General features: G+C 30.9%; 20 protein-coding genes. 15 read left to right on the plus strand and 5 right to left on the minus strand.

Annotated features, from left to right (window positions below):
* The first annotated feature begins 43 nt into the window (after positions 1-43).
* The 3 genes from ATE84_RS24060 to ATE84_RS24070 all read left to right on the plus strand — a co-directional run bounded on the left by ATE84_RS24060 (position 44) and on the right by ATE84_RS24070 (position 2,657).
* On the plus strand, positions 44-1,471 hold the full coding sequence (locus tag ATE84_RS24060; RefSeq protein ID WP_101450339.1) for an SDR family oxidoreductase: 1,428 nt from the start codon (positions 44-46) through the stop codon (positions 1,469-1,471).
* A gap of 188 nt (positions 1,472-1,659) precedes the next feature.
* Complete coding sequence (locus tag ATE84_RS24065) at positions 1,660-2,106, plus strand: hypothetical protein (protein WP_101450340.1); 447 nt, start codon at positions 1,660-1,662, stop codon at positions 2,104-2,106.
* A 305-nt stretch (positions 2,107-2,411) separates the two neighbouring features.
* Positions 2,412-2,657 (plus strand): hypothetical protein, encoded by a 246-nt coding sequence (locus ATE84_RS24070; RefSeq protein WP_101450341.1) that lies wholly within the window; start codon positions 2,412-2,414, stop codon positions 2,655-2,657.
* Positions 2,658-2,680: 23 nt separating this feature from the next.
* Here the strand turns inward: ATE84_RS24070 and ATE84_RS24075 are convergent, their stop codons facing one another.
* Together ATE84_RS24075 and ATE84_RS24080 are read right to left on the minus strand one after the other, a co-directional pair.
* Positions 2,681-3,418: a LytTR family DNA-binding domain-containing protein gene (locus ATE84_RS24075; RefSeq protein ID WP_101450342.1), complete on the minus strand. Its 738-nt coding sequence runs from the start codon at positions 3,416-3,418 to the stop codon at positions 2,681-2,683.
* Positions 3,415-4,404, minus strand: a complete 990-nt coding sequence (locus ATE84_RS24080) for a sensor histidine kinase (RefSeq protein ID WP_101450343.1) — start codon at positions 4,402-4,404, stop codon at positions 3,415-3,417. Before ATE84_RS24080 ends, ATE84_RS24075 begins: the two co-directional genes overlap by 4 nt.
* A 182-nt stretch (positions 4,405-4,586) precedes the next feature.
* Here ATE84_RS24080 and ATE84_RS24085 point away from each other — a divergent pair, with 182 nt between their 5' ends.
* From ATE84_RS24085 to ATE84_RS24115, 7 genes are all read left to right on the plus strand, one after another.
* On the plus strand, positions 4,587-5,804 hold the full coding sequence (locus tag ATE84_RS24085) for a S41 family peptidase (RefSeq protein WP_101450344.1): 1,218 nt from the start codon (positions 4,587-4,589) through the stop codon (positions 5,802-5,804).
* 4 nt (positions 5,805-5,808) lie between these two features.
* On the plus strand, positions 5,809-6,570 hold the full coding sequence (locus ATE84_RS24090) for a DJ-1/PfpI family protein (RefSeq protein WP_101450345.1): 762 nt from the start codon (positions 5,809-5,811) through the stop codon (positions 6,568-6,570).
* 86 nt (positions 6,571-6,656) lie between these two features.
* A complete protein-coding gene (locus ATE84_RS24095; protein WP_101450346.1) occupies positions 6,657-7,124 on the plus strand; it encodes a hypothetical protein in 468 nt (155 codons plus the stop codon).
* 41 nt (positions 7,125-7,165) lie between these two features.
* Positions 7,166-7,762: a glycohydrolase toxin TNT-related protein gene (locus ATE84_RS24100; RefSeq protein WP_101450347.1), complete on the plus strand. Its 597-nt coding sequence runs from the start codon at positions 7,166-7,168 to the stop codon at positions 7,760-7,762.
* A 221-nt stretch (positions 7,763-7,983) separates the two neighbouring features.
* The gene (locus tag ATE84_RS24105) at positions 7,984-8,877 is read left to right on the plus strand and encodes a DUF5694 domain-containing protein (protein ID WP_101450348.1); all 894 of its coding nucleotides are present in this window, start codon (positions 7,984-7,986) and stop codon (positions 8,875-8,877) included.
* Positions 8,878-9,159: 282 nt separating this feature from the next.
* Positions 9,160-10,254: a serine hydrolase gene (locus tag ATE84_RS24110; protein WP_101451226.1), complete on the plus strand. Its 1,095-nt coding sequence runs from the start codon at positions 9,160-9,162 to the stop codon at positions 10,252-10,254.
* Between the two features lie 186 nt (positions 10,255-10,440).
* The gene (locus ATE84_RS24115; protein ID WP_101450349.1) at positions 10,441-11,418 is read left to right on the plus strand and encodes a hypothetical protein; all 978 of its coding nucleotides are present in this window, start codon (positions 10,441-10,443) and stop codon (positions 11,416-11,418) included.
* 237 nt (positions 11,419-11,655) lie between these two features.
* On the opposite strand, the gene ATE84_RS24120 is transcribed toward ATE84_RS24115, so the two are convergent.
* From ATE84_RS24120 to ATE84_RS24130, 3 genes are all read right to left on the minus strand, one after another.
* Positions 11,656-12,132: a nuclear transport factor 2 family protein gene (locus tag ATE84_RS24120; protein ID WP_101450350.1), complete on the minus strand. Its 477-nt coding sequence runs from the start codon at positions 12,130-12,132 to the stop codon at positions 11,656-11,658.
* Between the two features lie 273 nt (positions 12,133-12,405).
* Positions 12,406-12,756 carry a DUF1801 domain-containing protein gene (locus ATE84_RS24125; protein ID WP_101450351.1) on the minus strand — a complete coding sequence of 117 codons (351 nt, stop codon included), beginning with the start codon at positions 12,754-12,756 and terminating at the stop codon, positions 12,406-12,408.
* Positions 12,757-12,878: 122 nt separating this feature from the next.
* Entirely contained in the window at positions 12,879-13,082 is a 204-nt protein-coding gene (locus ATE84_RS24130; protein ID WP_158237327.1) for an effector binding domain-containing protein, read from the minus strand.
* 112 nt (positions 13,083-13,194) lie between these two features.
* Here ATE84_RS24130 and ATE84_RS24135 point away from each other — a divergent pair, with 112 nt between their 5' ends.
* From ATE84_RS24135 to ATE84_RS24155, 5 genes are all read left to right on the plus strand, one after another.
* The gene (locus ATE84_RS24135) at positions 13,195-13,437 is read left to right on the plus strand and encodes a VF530 family DNA-binding protein (protein ID WP_101450353.1); all 243 of its coding nucleotides are present in this window, start codon (positions 13,195-13,197) and stop codon (positions 13,435-13,437) included.
* A gap of 98 nt (positions 13,438-13,535) precedes the next feature.
* On the plus strand, positions 13,536-14,366 hold the full coding sequence (locus tag ATE84_RS24140) for a CPBP family intramembrane glutamic endopeptidase (protein ID WP_101450354.1): 831 nt from the start codon (positions 13,536-13,538) through the stop codon (positions 14,364-14,366).
* Between the two features lie 186 nt (positions 14,367-14,552).
* The gene (locus ATE84_RS24145; RefSeq protein ID WP_101450355.1) at positions 14,553-15,065 is read left to right on the plus strand and encodes a GNAT family N-acetyltransferase; all 513 of its coding nucleotides are present in this window, start codon (positions 14,553-14,555) and stop codon (positions 15,063-15,065) included.
* A 39-nt stretch (positions 15,066-15,104) separates the two neighbouring features.
* A complete protein-coding gene (locus tag ATE84_RS24150; RefSeq protein ID WP_101450356.1) occupies positions 15,105-15,482 on the plus strand; it encodes an ester cyclase in 378 nt (125 codons plus the stop codon).
* 183 nt (positions 15,483-15,665) lie between these two features.
* Positions 15,666-16,535, plus strand: a complete 870-nt coding sequence (locus ATE84_RS24155; RefSeq protein ID WP_143273702.1) for a DUF5694 domain-containing protein — start codon at positions 15,666-15,668, stop codon at positions 16,533-16,535.
* The last annotated feature ends 612 nt before the right edge of the window (positions 16,536-17,147 follow it).

Genomic DNA, 17,147 nt, shown 5'->3' on the forward strand with positions numbered 1-17,147 from the left:
TATACAGGATATATGTCCTGTATACGGGTTATGATTTACATGAATGAAAATACTCTTAACAGGTGCCACAGGCTACATCGGAAAACGAATTCTCCCTTTATTAGTAAATAAAGGGCATCATGTGGTATGTTGCGTTAGGGATACCTCTAGATTTCATCCTCCTCAATCTTTGAGCGCAAGTATTTCAGTAATAGAAATTGATTTATTGAAGGCTTCCTCTCTTTCAAAAATCCCAAACGATATTGATGTAGCGTACTATTTAGTGCATTCTATGTCGACATCTGACGATTATAAATCATTAGAGCAAAAATCTGCTATCAATTTTCGGAATACATTATCTAATACAACTGTAAAACAAGTAATATATTTAAGTGGTATAGTTAATGAATCTAACCTATCTAAACATCTGCTATCAAGAAAAACGGTTGAAGATGAGCTAGGGAAAGGGAACTACAACCTAACTTGTTTTAGAGCAGGAATCATTGTTGGATCGGGCAGCGCATCCTTCGAGATCATGCGCGACTTGGTAGAAAAACTTCCTATTATGATTACGCCAAAATGGCTTCTTACCAAATGTCAGCCGATAGGAATAGCAGATGTGCAACGTTTTTTAACAGAATGTATCCTTAAAGAGGAAACGTACAACAGGAATTTTGATATTGGCTGTGATGATATTCTATCGTATAAAGAAATGCTGCTTGACTTTGCTAAAGTTAGAAATTTAAAAAGGAGAATCTGGACTGTACCTGTAATGACCCCCAGACTCTCTTCTTATTGGCTATATTTTGTAACCTCTACTTCTTACAAGCTGGCTAGATCCCTGGTCGATAGTATGAAGGTTGAAGTTGTATGTAGAAATCATGAAATCAATACCCTACTAAAGATCCAACCCATATCCTACAAGGAAGCTTTATTAAGAGCATTTAATAATATTAAAAATAATGAGATTGCTTCTAGCTGGAAAGATTCTTATTCTAGTAGTGAGATTACTAGTAATATATCAGAATTTATAGCTGTTCCAGAATTTGGATGTTTTAAAGATGTACGTATTCGGCAAACTGAAAACCACACATCATCAATAGAGAAAATCTGGAGTATTGGGGGTGAGAACGGATGGTATTATGGAAATTGGTTATGGAGAATACGTGGCTTTTTTGATAAATTATTTGGTGGAGTTGGATTGAGAAGAGGCCGCACAAACCAATCCACTATATCTGCTGGAGACTCACTGGATTTCTGGCGGGTGCTTTATGCAAATAAACAAGAAGGACGGTTATTGCTTCTTGCTGAAATGAAACTACCAGGAGAAGCATGGCTTGAATTTAAAATAGTGGATAAGGATGTAATCCAAACTGCTACATTTAGACCCTTAGGTTTGGCAGGCAGACTATACTGGTATGCTGTATACCCGTTTCATGGGTTTATCTTTAAAGGGTTAATCAACAAAATAAGTACACATAACAAAACCTAATAATTCTGGTAAGAGTACTAAAAACCTTACACTTCATTCCTCCTCTTTTACAAAAAACTTCTCCCCTCATCATATGGTTTACTCGCTAGTGGTCATATTCATGTCTCTTCCTGATAGCGTAATCGTAACAGAAAGATTCGAGGCATAAAATATTTACTATTTTAGTTACCCATATAAAAGAAAAACTAATGAGAATTAAACTTTTAACCATAAGTCTAATTTTATGTACTGTATTTGCTTACGGACAAAATGGAAATAATAAGCAGACTAACAAATCTAAAATGAATATAAAAGAGAACGCAGAAATCAAAAAAAACTCAGAAATCCTAAAAATGGGAATGATTGAATATATTCAATATGGAGAAACGGAATACACAAAATCTGATGTAGAAAAATGTATGACGCTAATTGATAATTTTCTTGTTGAAATATCGAATTCTGACTCCAAAGAAAACGGAATGAAAATTGTGAAAAAAGTTGTTCTTGAACTAAATGATTTAAATAAAAAGTGCGAATACGAATTAATTGAAACTGACCAAAGAGAATTTATCGCTGAGATTATTATTATAGCCGGACATTTAAAAGGTTACAATGATAGAAATGAAGATATAACAGAGGATTGGCGAGAATGGTAATCATGAAAGTATGTTTGTTTGATACAGGCCATGATGCGGCGTTGTAGATAATGCAATTATACAGTGATATAAAAGCCAATTTATTACTACAGGATATTTGTCTTTTTTCAGCATTAAAGAAAGTGTTATTCAACCAACCCCATTAAGTGAGCGTTGCAAATGGCAATTGAATAAAAATTAAACAGAGGAGGTTTTCAAAAAAATAAATATAAAAACTCCCAACAAACATGAAAAACAAATGACAGGAGATGCTTCATAAAGCTCTGTATTTGTATCGCTTTACAATCAATAGAACTTCTTAAAAAATGACTGAAAAAGAATTAAAAAAAATAGAAAACCGATGTAATAGAGCTACAAAAGGACCTTGGAAATCAATGATTGAAGGAAGAGATCATACAAGTGGAGATAGCTTTATCATGACAGATGGAGAAGATATTTATATTTCTAATCCACTTTTTGATAATAATCAAGATTTTATAGCAAATGCAAAACAAGACATTCCAAAATTAATACAGGAAATTAGAAGACTGAAAAAGAAAACCAACAATTAATCAAACTTAGAATATCATTAGGATTATTCCCGAATAAATTTTTCTTTAAAATAATGAGAATAACTACTGCCTAGTGGTAAGGTAATATCATTTATTTGTATCCTATTTCCATCAATTTTGCTAACGTGTTTTAGGTTTACCAAGTAGCTTTTATGGATTCGACAAAATTCAAACACGGATAATTCTTTATCAATTTTAGAGATCGTATTTCTAATAATTTTCATTTCTCCATCGATAAGGAATAGTTTTAAATAGTTCCCATAAGATTGTATATATAGTAAAGATTCATACGTTATCTTATGAATAGTTTTTCCTTCTTTTATACAAAAACAGGTAGCATTAGTACTAGAAATATTAGTTTCAAAACTTTGAGAGGTTTCATTTTTCTCAAGCATAATAACTTTTTTCACCCGCTCTAAAGCTTTGACAAAGCGTACAAATTTTATAGGTTTCAATAAATAATCTACCACTAAGTCGTAGTTGTAAGTTTCGATAGCAGAATCAGAATACGCAGTAACCATAATCACTTTTATATCTTCTTTTTGAATAGTATCTAACAATTCAATTCCAGAGATTTCTGGCATTTGTATATCCAAAAGAATAATATCTACCGGTTGCTTATTGATTTCATTAAGTGCTTCTATACCATTGTAGCAGTTTCCAATTATTTTCACATAATCTAGTTTGTCACAATAGCTTTCCAATAAATTATGTGCATAAGGTTCATCGTCAACAATCAGTATGTTATAGGTAGTATTCATAAGTTAATATTTAGATGAACAAGGTATGTTTCGTCCTTTTCTTCAATCACTAGTTGATGTCTATCTGGATAAATAAGTTGCAAACGCTTTATGGTATTTTTTTGTCCAATGTTATTTTTGGAAACTTTTTGATTTTTAAACAAACTGTTTTCTATAATTAATTCTAGTCCAGATTGGTTATAAGACAATTTAATATGTATAAAACTAGGAAGTGAAGTATGCGTCCCATGTTTAAATGCATTTTCGACAAAAGGTAAAAGAAGCAATGGCGCTATAGAAGTTTCAATATCGGTTTTAGATCGCTCAAATTTTACAGAACAATTATTCCGTAATCTCATCTTTTCTAATTCTATAAAAGCTTCTATCAACTGAATTTCTTTACGAACCGGAATTTTATGAACAGCTGAGAATTCTAAATGATATCTAAGTAATTCAGCTAAGTTGATAAGCATTTCAGTACTTTTCTCTGAATTCACCTGGTTAACACCGCATATATTATTGATAGTATTAAAAAGAAAATGTGGGTTGAGTTGAGCTTTCAATAAATGAATTTCCATTTTCAACTTTTCTACTTGAAGTTTTTGGAGTTCTAATTGGCTAATAATACCTTTCTTTGCTATTCGAGACACCACTACTATAAAGGCCATTATAAACATATTCTGCACCCATTGTCTCGTGTCTAACTTAACTTCATCGTACAAATAAGCACTAAAATAAGCAGCAAAATACCCCATAGCTACAGTAATCATAATAGCTACAATACCAAAACTGACATATTGTTTTTTAGAAAAAAAATAGTCTTTAAAATAGAATAGTAGATAAGTAAGAATCATGGAAGGAACAATAATTGTAACAGTATCAATGATCTTGTCCATTATATCTGTACTTTCTGAAGCCAGAAAAACAAAAATTATCAATACAGATAACAACCAAATTAAACTATGATAATACCAACGTTTTTTTAGTATTTTTTCTACTATTTTCATCCAAATGTAAAGATAAGGATTCCCTTAATCACACTCTATTTTTTGTGACCAACGTGGTTCATCCCACTTTTAGCAAATGATATCATTTATTGGTTCAAGCCTATCACAAATATTTTAATCTATCTTTTTTTGCATCTAATTTTGAGGTATGATAATATGTTTATCAATCAAAAATTAAAGATATGTTACGTAAAAGAAATTATCTAGTCCTCATTTTGAATTTGTTAGTTAGCTTTATAGTATTAGGACAGACACAATTTAAACAACTATCAAAAGCTGAAAAAGTAGCTGATTTTAATTATTTGTATCAGGAACTGGAACAGTCATATCCATATTTCGGGATAAATAAAAGAGCACACAATACCGATTGGCTTTCAAATAAAAGGGATTATCTTAAAAAGATAAAGAAAACTAAGAACGACAAAGAGTTTTTTAAGGTTTTTAGCGGAATTATGAATGATTTAAATAATGGTCATACAGACGCCTACCCAACTTTAATTTACAATTACTTTTATAAAGGCGCTAAACAAGCAGTAGCACATGACTCTATTTTTAAAAATTATGTAAGGGAATTGGAAAAAACAGATTCTATTCGTTCTAAATATTGGAAAGAAATTAATCTCGAACTTTTTTTCCCAGAGCGTAAAAATAAAGAGACAAACATCAATGAAACCAAAACAGAAATTTCTGAAAATGTTGAAGTCAATTTTATCGACTCATTATCAACGGCAATCATTCATATAAAATCATTTGGATATGAATATGTAGAGAAAGACGCTGATACACTAAAATATCTTTTTGACAAAGCCCACAACTATAAAAACTTAATCATAGATATACAAGGAAATGATGGTGGTAGCGACGAATACTGGATGCAAAATATGATTCCTCATCTAATTAACGATACCATTAGTGCGCCTGTATTTTATGGGTTTAAAAATTCTGATATGCTCAAAAAATTTAAACCATTCTATTTTAAAAATACTATTGCTTATCAAGAAATAGGGTTACCCAATATGCCTAAAGAATTAAAAGATGGCAGTTATTTATTTAGAAAAGATGACATGGTAATACCCCCTTCAAACAAGAAAAAATATACGGGAAATGTTTATCTTTTAGTAGACCATGAAGTATTTTCTAGTTCGGAAGCATTAGCTTATTTTTGTAAAGCAACAAATTTTGCAACGGTTGTAGGAGAAAAAACAAGTGGTGATGGTGTAGGTACAGATCCTTTATTATTAACACTTCCAAATAGTGGCATCGTTATTAGATTTACTGGAGAAATGGGATTAAACCCCGATGGTAGTGCAAATGATGAAACAAAAACAGTCCCGGATTTAATTATAAAAGCATCTAATAAGAAAGAAAGACGTAAAAAACTTATTAATCACATTAAATAGAAACATGAATAAACTTTTTGCATTATTAGTAATAGTATTTTTAGTTATTTCCTGTAATAAGAAAAGTAAAAAAACCAAAATCCTTTTTGTAACTTCCAATATTAATGAAATGAAAAGTGAGCCAAACGGAACTTATCTAATTGAATTAGCTGTTCCGTTTAATCAATTTTTTAAAAAGGGTTTTGAAATGGATATTGTATCTCCAAAAGGTGGAGAAATCCCAATCTATCATAGTGGAGATACTACGATTGTAGTAAAATCTATTATCCAAAATGAAGTATTTAAAAACAAAACGGAGAATAGTTTAAAACCATCAGAAATCAATCCAGAAGAATATTTGGCTGTAGTCATTCCTGGTGGATATGGACAATTTTGGGATACACATACGAATAAAGATATTCTTCAGGTTATATCAGAAATATATGATTCTGGAGGTATTATCGGAACAATTGGTCACGGAACTGCAACTCTAATAAATGTAAAATTGAAATCAGAAGAATACCTGGTAAAGGATAAAACAATGACAAGTTTCCCTACTTGGAATGAAAAAAACATAATGAAACAATCCGACTTTGGGAAATTGTTACCTTATGATATGGAAACAGAATTACAAAAAAGAGGCGCTAATTTGAAAGTATATAATCATGAAAAGAAAATAAATTACGAAGTAGTAGATTCTAAAAACAGGCTAATAACCGCATCTTTTTCAAATAGCGGAGAGTTTGTGGCAGATGAAGTACTAAAATTGATTAACAAAAGAGAATAAAAAGACAACTCTGTGTTTATTCAAAAATGCAGCTTTCTAAATGTTATATTTTTATACAAACCCGTTTACAAATACCATTCTAAGCCATGAAACTATCTGATTTAATTGACAAAAAAATCTCAAAAATTCGATTTAGCTATAAATTCGAAAATGAACAGGGTATTCAAGAATTTCAATCCCAAATTAGATTGTCAAATGGCCAAATTGTATTGTTACCTAAACATTTGGATGACAATTATGATTTAATTGAACATTATTCAAACCATAGAAGCACACCATTTGAGAAAGCTCAAAGATGCGGATTAACATCGAGATTAATGTTCAGAAATAAACAGATAATAGACATACATTTTAAGTTTTTGGATAATAAGTATTTAATGAATTCGTGCGCAATACTTGAACTAGATAACGGAAAGTTCGTAACCGAAAGCAATTATGGTTCAAAAGACCTAACGAATATAGATTTAAAAATTATGAACAAAGCTCAATTCCAGGAGCTTGCCGATGATGAAATCCAAATACGATCGCTTCGAAAAGATATTTTGAATCGTTAACAATAAACGTATGCTAACAACATCTATAATTAAAATAAAAAATGTTTAAAAAATTCTTTGGGAAAAAAATTGAAAGCACAAAAGAGGATAAACTAAACAGTCCTAAAATTGATTGGCACATTAACGAATCAATATTGACCTTTAATAATGGAGATGCTTATATGCATTACTACAATAAAGAAGCTGTAAAAAACACTCAAGACCCAGCCTGGCAAAATCAAGGAATATACTTTTGGAATAACGATGAAATATTTGAGAAAAAGTCTTTACCAGATGAATTTTTAGAATTTGAAAAGAAAATTTTCTTAATAAACGAAATTCCTGAATATATTACCATTGCTGGCGGTAAAGCAATGCCTTGGTTTGGAAAACCTGGAGGAGGGGATAAATACTTCTTTCGATATGAGAACAATCCAATTAGCATAGAGGAAGCCGAAAAATTAAAGATTCTTATTTATTTTGAATATGTTGAGATAACAGAAAATAATACTTCAATATTAAATGATAGAGATAATTATATATTTCAGCTTGATAAATCAGTAAATTTCAAAGAAAAAGAGTTTTACTACGAAAAATTAAAAGTCTCCTTATCAGAACTATACCACAAAGAGTTATTGAAAGTATTGAAAATAAAATAACGACACCCAATACCGTTGTATAAAACACTTAGTTAAATAAAATTAGCTAAGTTCAAGTCCAAAAGTTCAATTCTCTGAATCCCCGTACTAATCATCATCGAGATGTTATAGTACTATATATCTATCCAAGAAAATAGATTCAGGCAACTATCTCAACAAAATTTGCGTCTATATTAATAGAGCCATTTAGCCTGATAAAAACAATGAATTTAAAAAAATCAATGAAATATTTATTCAAAGTATTATTAATTCTTCTTATAATTTCATGTAGTTCAAAAAATAAAGATAAAACCAAGCAACATCATATGACCGATCTTCAGAAAGCGCTCGCTGTATATCCGTCAATTGATAGTATTCCAAAACATCAGGTTTTAACCTTAGGAGTGTTTCATTTTGACAGATCAAGAGATGGTAGCGATGTGGTTGCCAATGAGCATATTGATATCTCAACAGATAGTAATCAAAAGGAGTTAGATAGCCTGATCAATTTATTAGAGCAATTTAACCCCGGAAAAATAGCTGTAGAATGGCGTACATCTAATCAAGAATGGATGGATTCACTGTATACCGAATATCAAAAAGGAAATTATAAACTAGGAAAACATGAAACGTTCCAACTAGGTTTTAAATTAGCCAATGCCCTTGGTCATAGTAGCGTGTATTGTATAGATAACAACCCTCCATTCCCTGAATATATAAACGCTATTGATGACTGGGGAGTATATGCAGATAGCCTTGGACACCTAGAATTATGGAAAACCTATGATAAAGAAAATAAAAGATACAATACATTTATGGACACCATACAGAGGCATCTCAATGTATACGATTATATAAAATTGATCAACTCGAAACAGCATTCAAAAAGGTCTAAACAACTTTGGACAACTGGACTTGTAAATGTTGATCATGGAGGTAATTACTTAGGAGCAGACGCTGTTGGCAGATGGTACAGAAGAAACGTACGATTATTCGCTAATTCAAAAAACTTAGTATCAAAAGATGAAAATTTACTCATCATCTATGGAGGGGCTCATAAGTGGATTCTGGATGAATTATTTGAATCAGCACCTGATTTTCAAGTAATAACATTTAATGATTTGACAAAGCGCTAACATTTATGTGACGAGTTACTAGGTTTGATTCCTAAAATAGCATTAAACTGTTTGACTTCGCGTTTATGAAATTGAAAGAATTTACGTAGAAAAAAAACGAATCTATGATTGGGTTGTTTCATGTATATATAATTTTGGATATACCTTATTAGTAGTGCTACATATCAAAATATCACACTTTTTAGAAGAAATTTTTGAAATGCATACATGTATGGATTAAGTTTTTAAAATAAATACAAGCAAGCATATATACTGGTACATATATTGTGGTTATTTTTTAATATGAAAAATATAGCAACCCTAACGCTTTTTGTTCTCTTGATAAATACATTTTGCTACGGACAAAACCCATATAAATATTCTAAGCCAAAAGACCTCAATGACGGGTGGAAAACAGCTCATCTAGGTTTACAGAATGTCGACACCACAAAAATCTATCAGTTATTCGAACAAATACATAATGGTAAAAATAAGTTACACAGTGTTTTATTAGTGAAAAATGATCAAATCATTATCGAAGAATATTTTAACGACCATTCTTCAAATAAGCAACACGACCTTCGTTCTGCAACAAAAAGCATAAGATCAATTTTATTGGGAATTGCGATTGATCAAGGATTTATTGATAGCATCGACGATCCCATATCAAAGTATCTCAAAAACCCCGTGCCAACCAAAAATCTAGACAAGAGAAAAGATAAAATAACAATCAGGCATCTATTAACAATGTCACCCGGATTTGATTGCAATGATTGGGATAAAAAATCAAAAGGGCAAGAGGATAAAGTTTATAAAAAAAGGGATTGGCTTCAATATACACTTAATTTACCAATGGTTAATGAACCAGGAACTGTCTCAAATTATTGCTCGATGGGCGTAGTATTACTAGCCGAAATAATAAGTCAAGCTTCGAAAATGACAATTGATAAATTTTCTGAGCAATACCTATTCAATCCATTAGGTATTACTAATATAGGTTGGGAGCATACATCAAATAAAAAGGTGATCCCTTCGGGAAAAAGGCTGTATATGACCACACGTGACATGGCCAAAATTGGGCAATTGATACTCAATAACGGAAAGTGGAATGATAAACAAATTGTTTCTAAAAATTGGATTGAGGAATCAACCACACCAAAAACAAAAATTACAGGAATTGATTACGGATATTTGTGGTGGAACATTCCGTTTAAAATAAACGAAAAAGTGATAATTTCTAAAACAGCAACTGGAAACGGAGGGCAATATATCATGATTTTTCCTAAATTGGATATGGTTGCTGTATTTACAGGAGGCGCATACAACTCGCAAGAAGACAAATTACCTTTTGCTATAATGCAAAACATCTTCCTGCCAACATTTATAAACGAAAAATAACAGCGAATACAGTCCCATAGATCATTTCAAAAAGTGAAAGACACCACAAATCAATATCTTTACTAAATCAAAACGTTTTGTTCGTTGAGGCGTTATACAACATTTAAAAACTACATGCATAAAAAATCATTCATCCACAACGAGAAGATTCTATAAGTACTAATCAAAATATCAAATAAAACCAGAATGCAAATACAAACAATTACTACAAATTATTTAAAAACGATAGACTGGTTTGATAATAAGGTTGTGGATTGGAATTCAGCTGGAACTCAATATTTAGAAAACGGTGAAACTATTCAATTACAGAAATATCATTTTGGTTTTGAATGTGATAGCTCGATAACTTCACAGAATGGAAAATATGTTTTAATATATCAAAAGTTAGGTACAAAAGGGCTTCTATTGAAAAACGGAGAACTCTTACGAGAAATAAATAGAAGTTACTATCAATCTTCGGTATATGAATTTCCTGCAGCCTTTTTAACTTACAAAAACCGAACTTTTCTTGTTCATTGCCCAATTCAATATAATCAATTAGATATTGAAGATGTGGAGACAGGAGAAATCATTACTAACACTCCCGAGAGAGAGCCTCTTGATGTGTTTCATTCAAGATTAGAAATAAGCCCTGATAATAAATATATACTTAGTAAAGGTTGGTATTGGCATCCATTTGATGGTATAGAATTGTTTGATGTTGAAAAATGTTTTTCAAATCCCAAGCTCTTGGACGAAAGTAGGACAGTACCAGGTGTAACATCTGAAATTTGTTCTGCAAGTTTTGTTGATAATAATAGAATTTTGGTTTGTGCTTCAAATGAAGAACCCTTAGATGATGAAAACGAAGAACCTATTCCCCCCGGTCACATCGCAATTTGGGATATTACCACAGATACGATTAGTAAATCAGTAAAGATCAAGGGGCCTTTTGGAAATGTATTTGCCATTGATGATAAAACATGCTGGGATTTATATGAATACCCTAAAATAATCGACTTAACAAGTGGTGAAATAATTGACAAGCATGAAGAAGTCTTTTCAGGAAAACAAGCTTCTTCTATAATTCATCACCTTGATGATTTACCAAAAATCGCATTCAATAAACAAACCAAACAAATAGCAATTGGACACAAAAATAAAATTGAAATACTGACTAAATAAAACACTTGTTACTCAATTTTTTCTAATATAAACACAAGCATAAAATACCTAATACTTCATTCACCCACAGCACAGAAATTCTACAAATACTAATCAAAACAAAAAGCAGTAAAATTTCACCGAAAATATACTTTAAATTTAGTTTTCTGTTTAGTTTCAATAATCTCATATCGTTTTTTGATAAAATTGCAGCTAACGTGTTTGTGTACTATTATTTGCGTGTCTTAGGCACTACCTTTATTTTATTTTCCCATCATGAAATCCTGCTCTTTTCCAATTCCCTGTATCATTTACCCAAACATTAGTAATTCTATATTCATTTTTTCGGATTTCTCCGTTTTTTTTATTTGAAACAATTACTTTTCCGGTGACTATTGCCATGTTTTTATACAATTCAATTTCCATTTCATCCATTTTATATTCGATAACCTCAAGATCTCCCGATTTAATTTCGTTTTCTCTTTTACTCAAATAACTGAACCATTCCTTTTTTCCAATAGATTTTGAATTTCCATTTGTATGCAAATAGTTTTCGGTTATCATTGATTCTAGGACTGCAATATTTCCGGTCTGAAATGCTTTATTGAATTTGTCAATTGTCTTTAACAGTTTTTCTTTAGCTATTTCTGATTCTTTGTTGTTTGCATTTGTATCCTTGCAAGACAATAAATTAAAAGCTATAATAATTGTAAATAATATTTTAAGAAATCTCATGTGTTCTAATTTCGTGTTTTTTAAGGCTGTGTCCAAGGTTATAAATATGTATCGTAACAGAACAGGATATTATCGAACCACCCCACAAATCTGCACTGATTTTATAATTTATTTTTAATAAAATCTTTGAGCTATAACAAATATACAATAACCTTTGAGAGGGAATCACTTAGCAGGTGAGACATATTATATTCGGCGGCGTCAGTAAATATAAAAGGGCGTTTGAGTTTAGCACCTAAATGCCCTTTGTTTTTTTGTTGTTAGCTGTTGGCTTTATTTTCCATTATAAAGTTTCATTGCCATATCAAATATGCTATGAATTTTTTCTATTGGAATATCCTCATTTGGGTCAATCATTAAAAGTTTTGTAAATGTCCTTTTCCCCAGAATTAAGTCTGGGTGATTGATTTTTATGCCTTTTCCAATTGCTATGTAAGGAAATTGTGTTTTCTTATCTATCCACAAATAGCAGAAGATCTGATTTTTATACATAAAACAAGGTAAACGATAATACCATCTTGGTTCAAATTCTGAATTATAATTGGCTATAATAGCTTTTAAAGCCAAAAGACAAGCTTTAACAGGTTCTTCTTTATCAAAATAAAAATTGTCTAATGCTTTCATATAAATTATTTAACTGCTACAAAAAATTCTACTTCTGCATTTGTAGAGTCATGAGTTTTTTCTCCATAAACTTCAAAATCGACAGTAAAGATTCTATCCAAGTCCTGATTCCAGATTTCTGTCTAGCTGTTATACACTTCTCCTTGTAACAAATTACCTTTAGAGATAAATTTAGTGTAATTTCCTTGCTCAAATTCTTGTCTAATCATTCCGTTAGGAATTTCATTTAAGGTACTCACTTTGCATCCCAATATAGTATCATATGGTTTAGTATGGTCTTTTTCATAATTGATGTAAATTAAGAAATAGGCTTTTTGTTTAATCAAAAAGCCTATGTTTTTTTGTTAAGTTACAGAATATTTATATTTGGCTTAATACCAATCCGAAATGTATTCTACATTTTCTTATATAAAACATTTTAATTAATCATCATTAGTAATGCACGATAAAAAAAGTCCTAAGGAACAACTCAACAACCCCTTGCACGGGATGAAATTGATAGACATATTAGAAGTATTAGTAGCACATTATGGTTGGGAGCGATTAGCTATGAAAATTAATATCAATTGTTTTAAAAAAGATCCTTCGATTAAATCTAGCCTTAAATTTTTAAGAAAAACACAATGGGCAAGAGATAAGGTTGAACAACTTTACCTTGAGTTACATAAAAAAAATAACTAATACCTTTCCTTTTTTTGAATGTAACATCATCTTTTATAAAACCTTTTTTTTGGTACAATAAGTATTAATATATAGCAATTTCAAAAGGTTAATACATTATGAGAGCGTATGCAAAAAGAAATCCTATTACTTCCTTCTTCATTCTAACATTTATTATCTCATGGAGTGGAATTTTGATTGTAGCGAGCCAAACTGGGATCCCGGCTACCGCAAAACAATTTGACAAATTGCTTCCCATTGCAATGATTCCATATTTATTTGGCCCTAGTATCGCTGGTTTCGTTATGCTTGGTATAACGAAAGGTAAAAAAGGGTTCAAAATGCTATTCAAAAAATTAGTGAAGTGGCGCTTAGGAACTAGATTATACCTCATAGCGATATTCACTATCCCTATTCTTTCAATTATTTCTCTCTTCATTTTAAATCAATTTTCAGAAGTATACACTCCGGATATTATCACAACCGATGATAAAATAACCCTGATTTTAAGTGGGTTAATTTATGGAATAGTTGGAGGAGGTATTCTAGAAGAGTTTGGATGGTCTGGATTTGCTACACCAAAACTAAGAGAACGCTATGGGGTAGTAAAGACAGGCTTGATTATTGGATTGCTTTGGGGAGTTTGGCATTTCCTTCCTGTTATTTGGGGATCTGGTAATAGTTCTGGTGATTTAGTGCTATCAAAATTTCTACCTGGTCTTTTCTTTCATTACGCTGGCTTAATCCCTATAAGAATTATGATTGTTTGGCTATATGACAAGTCAAATAGTCTAATCTTACCAATTATTATGCATGCAACAGGAACGGCTTCTACATTTTTTATCTTTAATATATCTGAAGTCGGAATACCTCTTTTTACATACTATTTTTTACTAGCGTTCTTACTTTGGTCATTCATTGTGTTGATACGATATAAATTCGGTTTGTAATTAGAATTTAATACCACTTCAAATAAAAAACTAGTCACAAAAATGATATCTAAACCATTTAAAATTAATCCAAAGTTATCTGATAGTAATAGAATATCAAATTCAAGAAATATTAGCAATTTTTGGGTTGTTGCATCCTAAAAATAGTTAGACATTTGAATACATCATTTTATAAATGAGACAAGTATGGAAATTAAAAATTGTACAATAGATGATATCAATGAAATATTCCGACTGTACCGGATAGCTTCAGCGTATCAAAAATCAAAAAAAGGAGTTATCGTTTGGCCAGAGTTTGAACGACAACTTGTAGAAGACAGTATTTCAGAAAACAGACAATGGAAACTCATCATCGATAACAAAATTGCTTGTGTATGGACCATCACATTTAGTGATGAACAAATCTGGGAAGAAAAAAATGGCGATACTGCTATCTATATTCACCGTATTGCAACAAATCCCGATTTTAGAGGTCAAAATTTTGTAGCAATCATTGTAGAGTGGTCAAAAGAATATGCTCAAAATAATAACAAGGATTTTATACGATTAGATACACTTGGCAACAACGTAAAGCTTATCGAACATTATAAAAATGCTGGATTTGACTTTTTAGGGCTTTTTGATTTAAAAAACACCGAAGGATTACCGGATCATTATGGTAAGGCCCCTGCTTGTTTATTTGAAATAAAACTACCTTAGTTACTTGTATACAACTCTTACAACATAAGAACAACAATTATGAACTTAGAAGAAAATAAAAAGAATGCAATAGCATTCTACAAAACTGCCTATACCGGAAATCCAAAAAAAGCGGTAGAACTCTATGTTGGTGATCAATATATTCAACACAATCCAGATGTTGAAGATGGTACCCAGGGATTTATTGATTACTTCGAAAAAATGCAAGTCGAGTACCCCGAGAAATCAATTGAATTTATACGTTGCATTGCCGAAGGTGATCTGGTAGCACTGCATACACATCAGATCTGGCCCGGAAATGACGAATATATAACCATGGATTTTTTTAGATTTGATGAAAAAGGAAAAATTGTGGAGCATTGGGATGCTATCCAGCAAATCCCTGAAAAACGAGCAAATAAAAACACTATGTATTAATTAAAAACTACCTCTACTCTATAAAATTTCACACCAAATACCTCAATTCTAAATTATAAAAGCACTGTAACAATTTCATGCTCCTTTCATCTTTACACTAACACATCTTGATTAAGTAATACAACACAAAGTTATCTTAGTAACGATGTACGCTTGTTAGTGACAATTATGAAATATCAACTTATGAAACAATTTTTAAACAGTCTTTTACTATTATTAGTACTTGTAATCGTATTTAGCTGTAATCCCAATAAAAGTAACCCTGCCCTTAACGAGCTTGAAAAAGCAGAAAACACATTAAAAAATTATGACTCATTAACGCAATCAAAAATTATGATTGTAGGGACATTACATTTTGGTAAAGACATTCTCGAACCCCATAATCAAGAGAATATTGTAAAATTGGTCAAAACTATATCCAAATACAATCCTACAAAAGTAGTATTAGAATGGGAGCCTTCTGCTTTATCTATAGTAAACAAAGAATATCAATCTTTTGTAGTTGATACATTTAATATTTCAAACAAGAGGAATGAAGTTTATCAATTAGGATTTCGCATTGCTAAAAATATGAAACATGATAGTATATACCTTTTTGATAACCAAACCGAATTTATAGGATCCTTAGAGAATTTTTCCTTTGATTCATTTGGTGAGTATGCTAAACAAAATGATGATGGTTTTTACAATATATATGAAAAGCATCTAACTAAGATTTTTAATCAAAATCAAAAGATATACAAAAATCATAATCTTTATGATCGTATTGCGCTTATGAACTCTCCAACGGCTCAAAAATTTAATGCGCAACGTATGCATATGTATGAAATAAGAGTAGGGATCCAAAAAAACTGGATCGGCCCCGATTGGTTAGCTCGGTCGTATCAAAGAAACATAAGAATGGCAGGTAACATTCTAAAAATGGCACAGACAGGTGATAGAATACTTGTTATTGTTGGTGATAATCATAAATGGACATTAGACATGTTATTTGAAAACATTCCGGATTTTGAAGTGGTTTCAAGCTGGGATTATCTAAAGAATACTCACTAACAAATTTATCCATAATCAATAACAAGTTTAACCTTAATCCAAAATTTAGAACTCAACTATATCTGTAATAGAATATACGTGAGTTCGACATAACATCTAAGTTAATCAGAAGCCGTTAAATTGAGTGGTTTTTCATAGTGAAACGAAGAAAAATTGTATCGTCCCTTCAACAAGTTCAAGATAACAAGGTTTTTGATTAAAAATTTACTTGTCTTCGATAGTTATTCTAAGCTTGTCGAAATATAATTTTCTACCAAAAACCTGACTAATGTAAATTTTCTTATATCGAACTCATCTAATAAAGAAACTTACCAGAACTTAAATCTCAAAAAGTATACATGCTCCTTAACATAGAAGCAATATTTTTTTAAACATCAATTCCATAAAAGGGTTGAAAATAAAAAATGTGTTAAAAAAATAGGGTGTCTTCCACTTTAGATGTTGTATAAGAAAAGGTATTTGGTTTTAAAGCCTAAAACCAACATAAAATAAAGACAAGTATTGTAGTATTCAGAGATTTCGCTTCTATTTCCCAAGGTGACAAAAATGGTAAAGATTCAATTTTTGATCATCAGAATATAAAGGAATCATTAATGCTAGAATATGGTCTCA

This window comes from Aquimarina sp. MAR_2010_214 (assembly GCF_002846555.1).
Classification (GTDB): domain Bacteria; phylum Bacteroidota; class Bacteroidia; order Flavobacteriales; family Flavobacteriaceae; genus Aquimarina.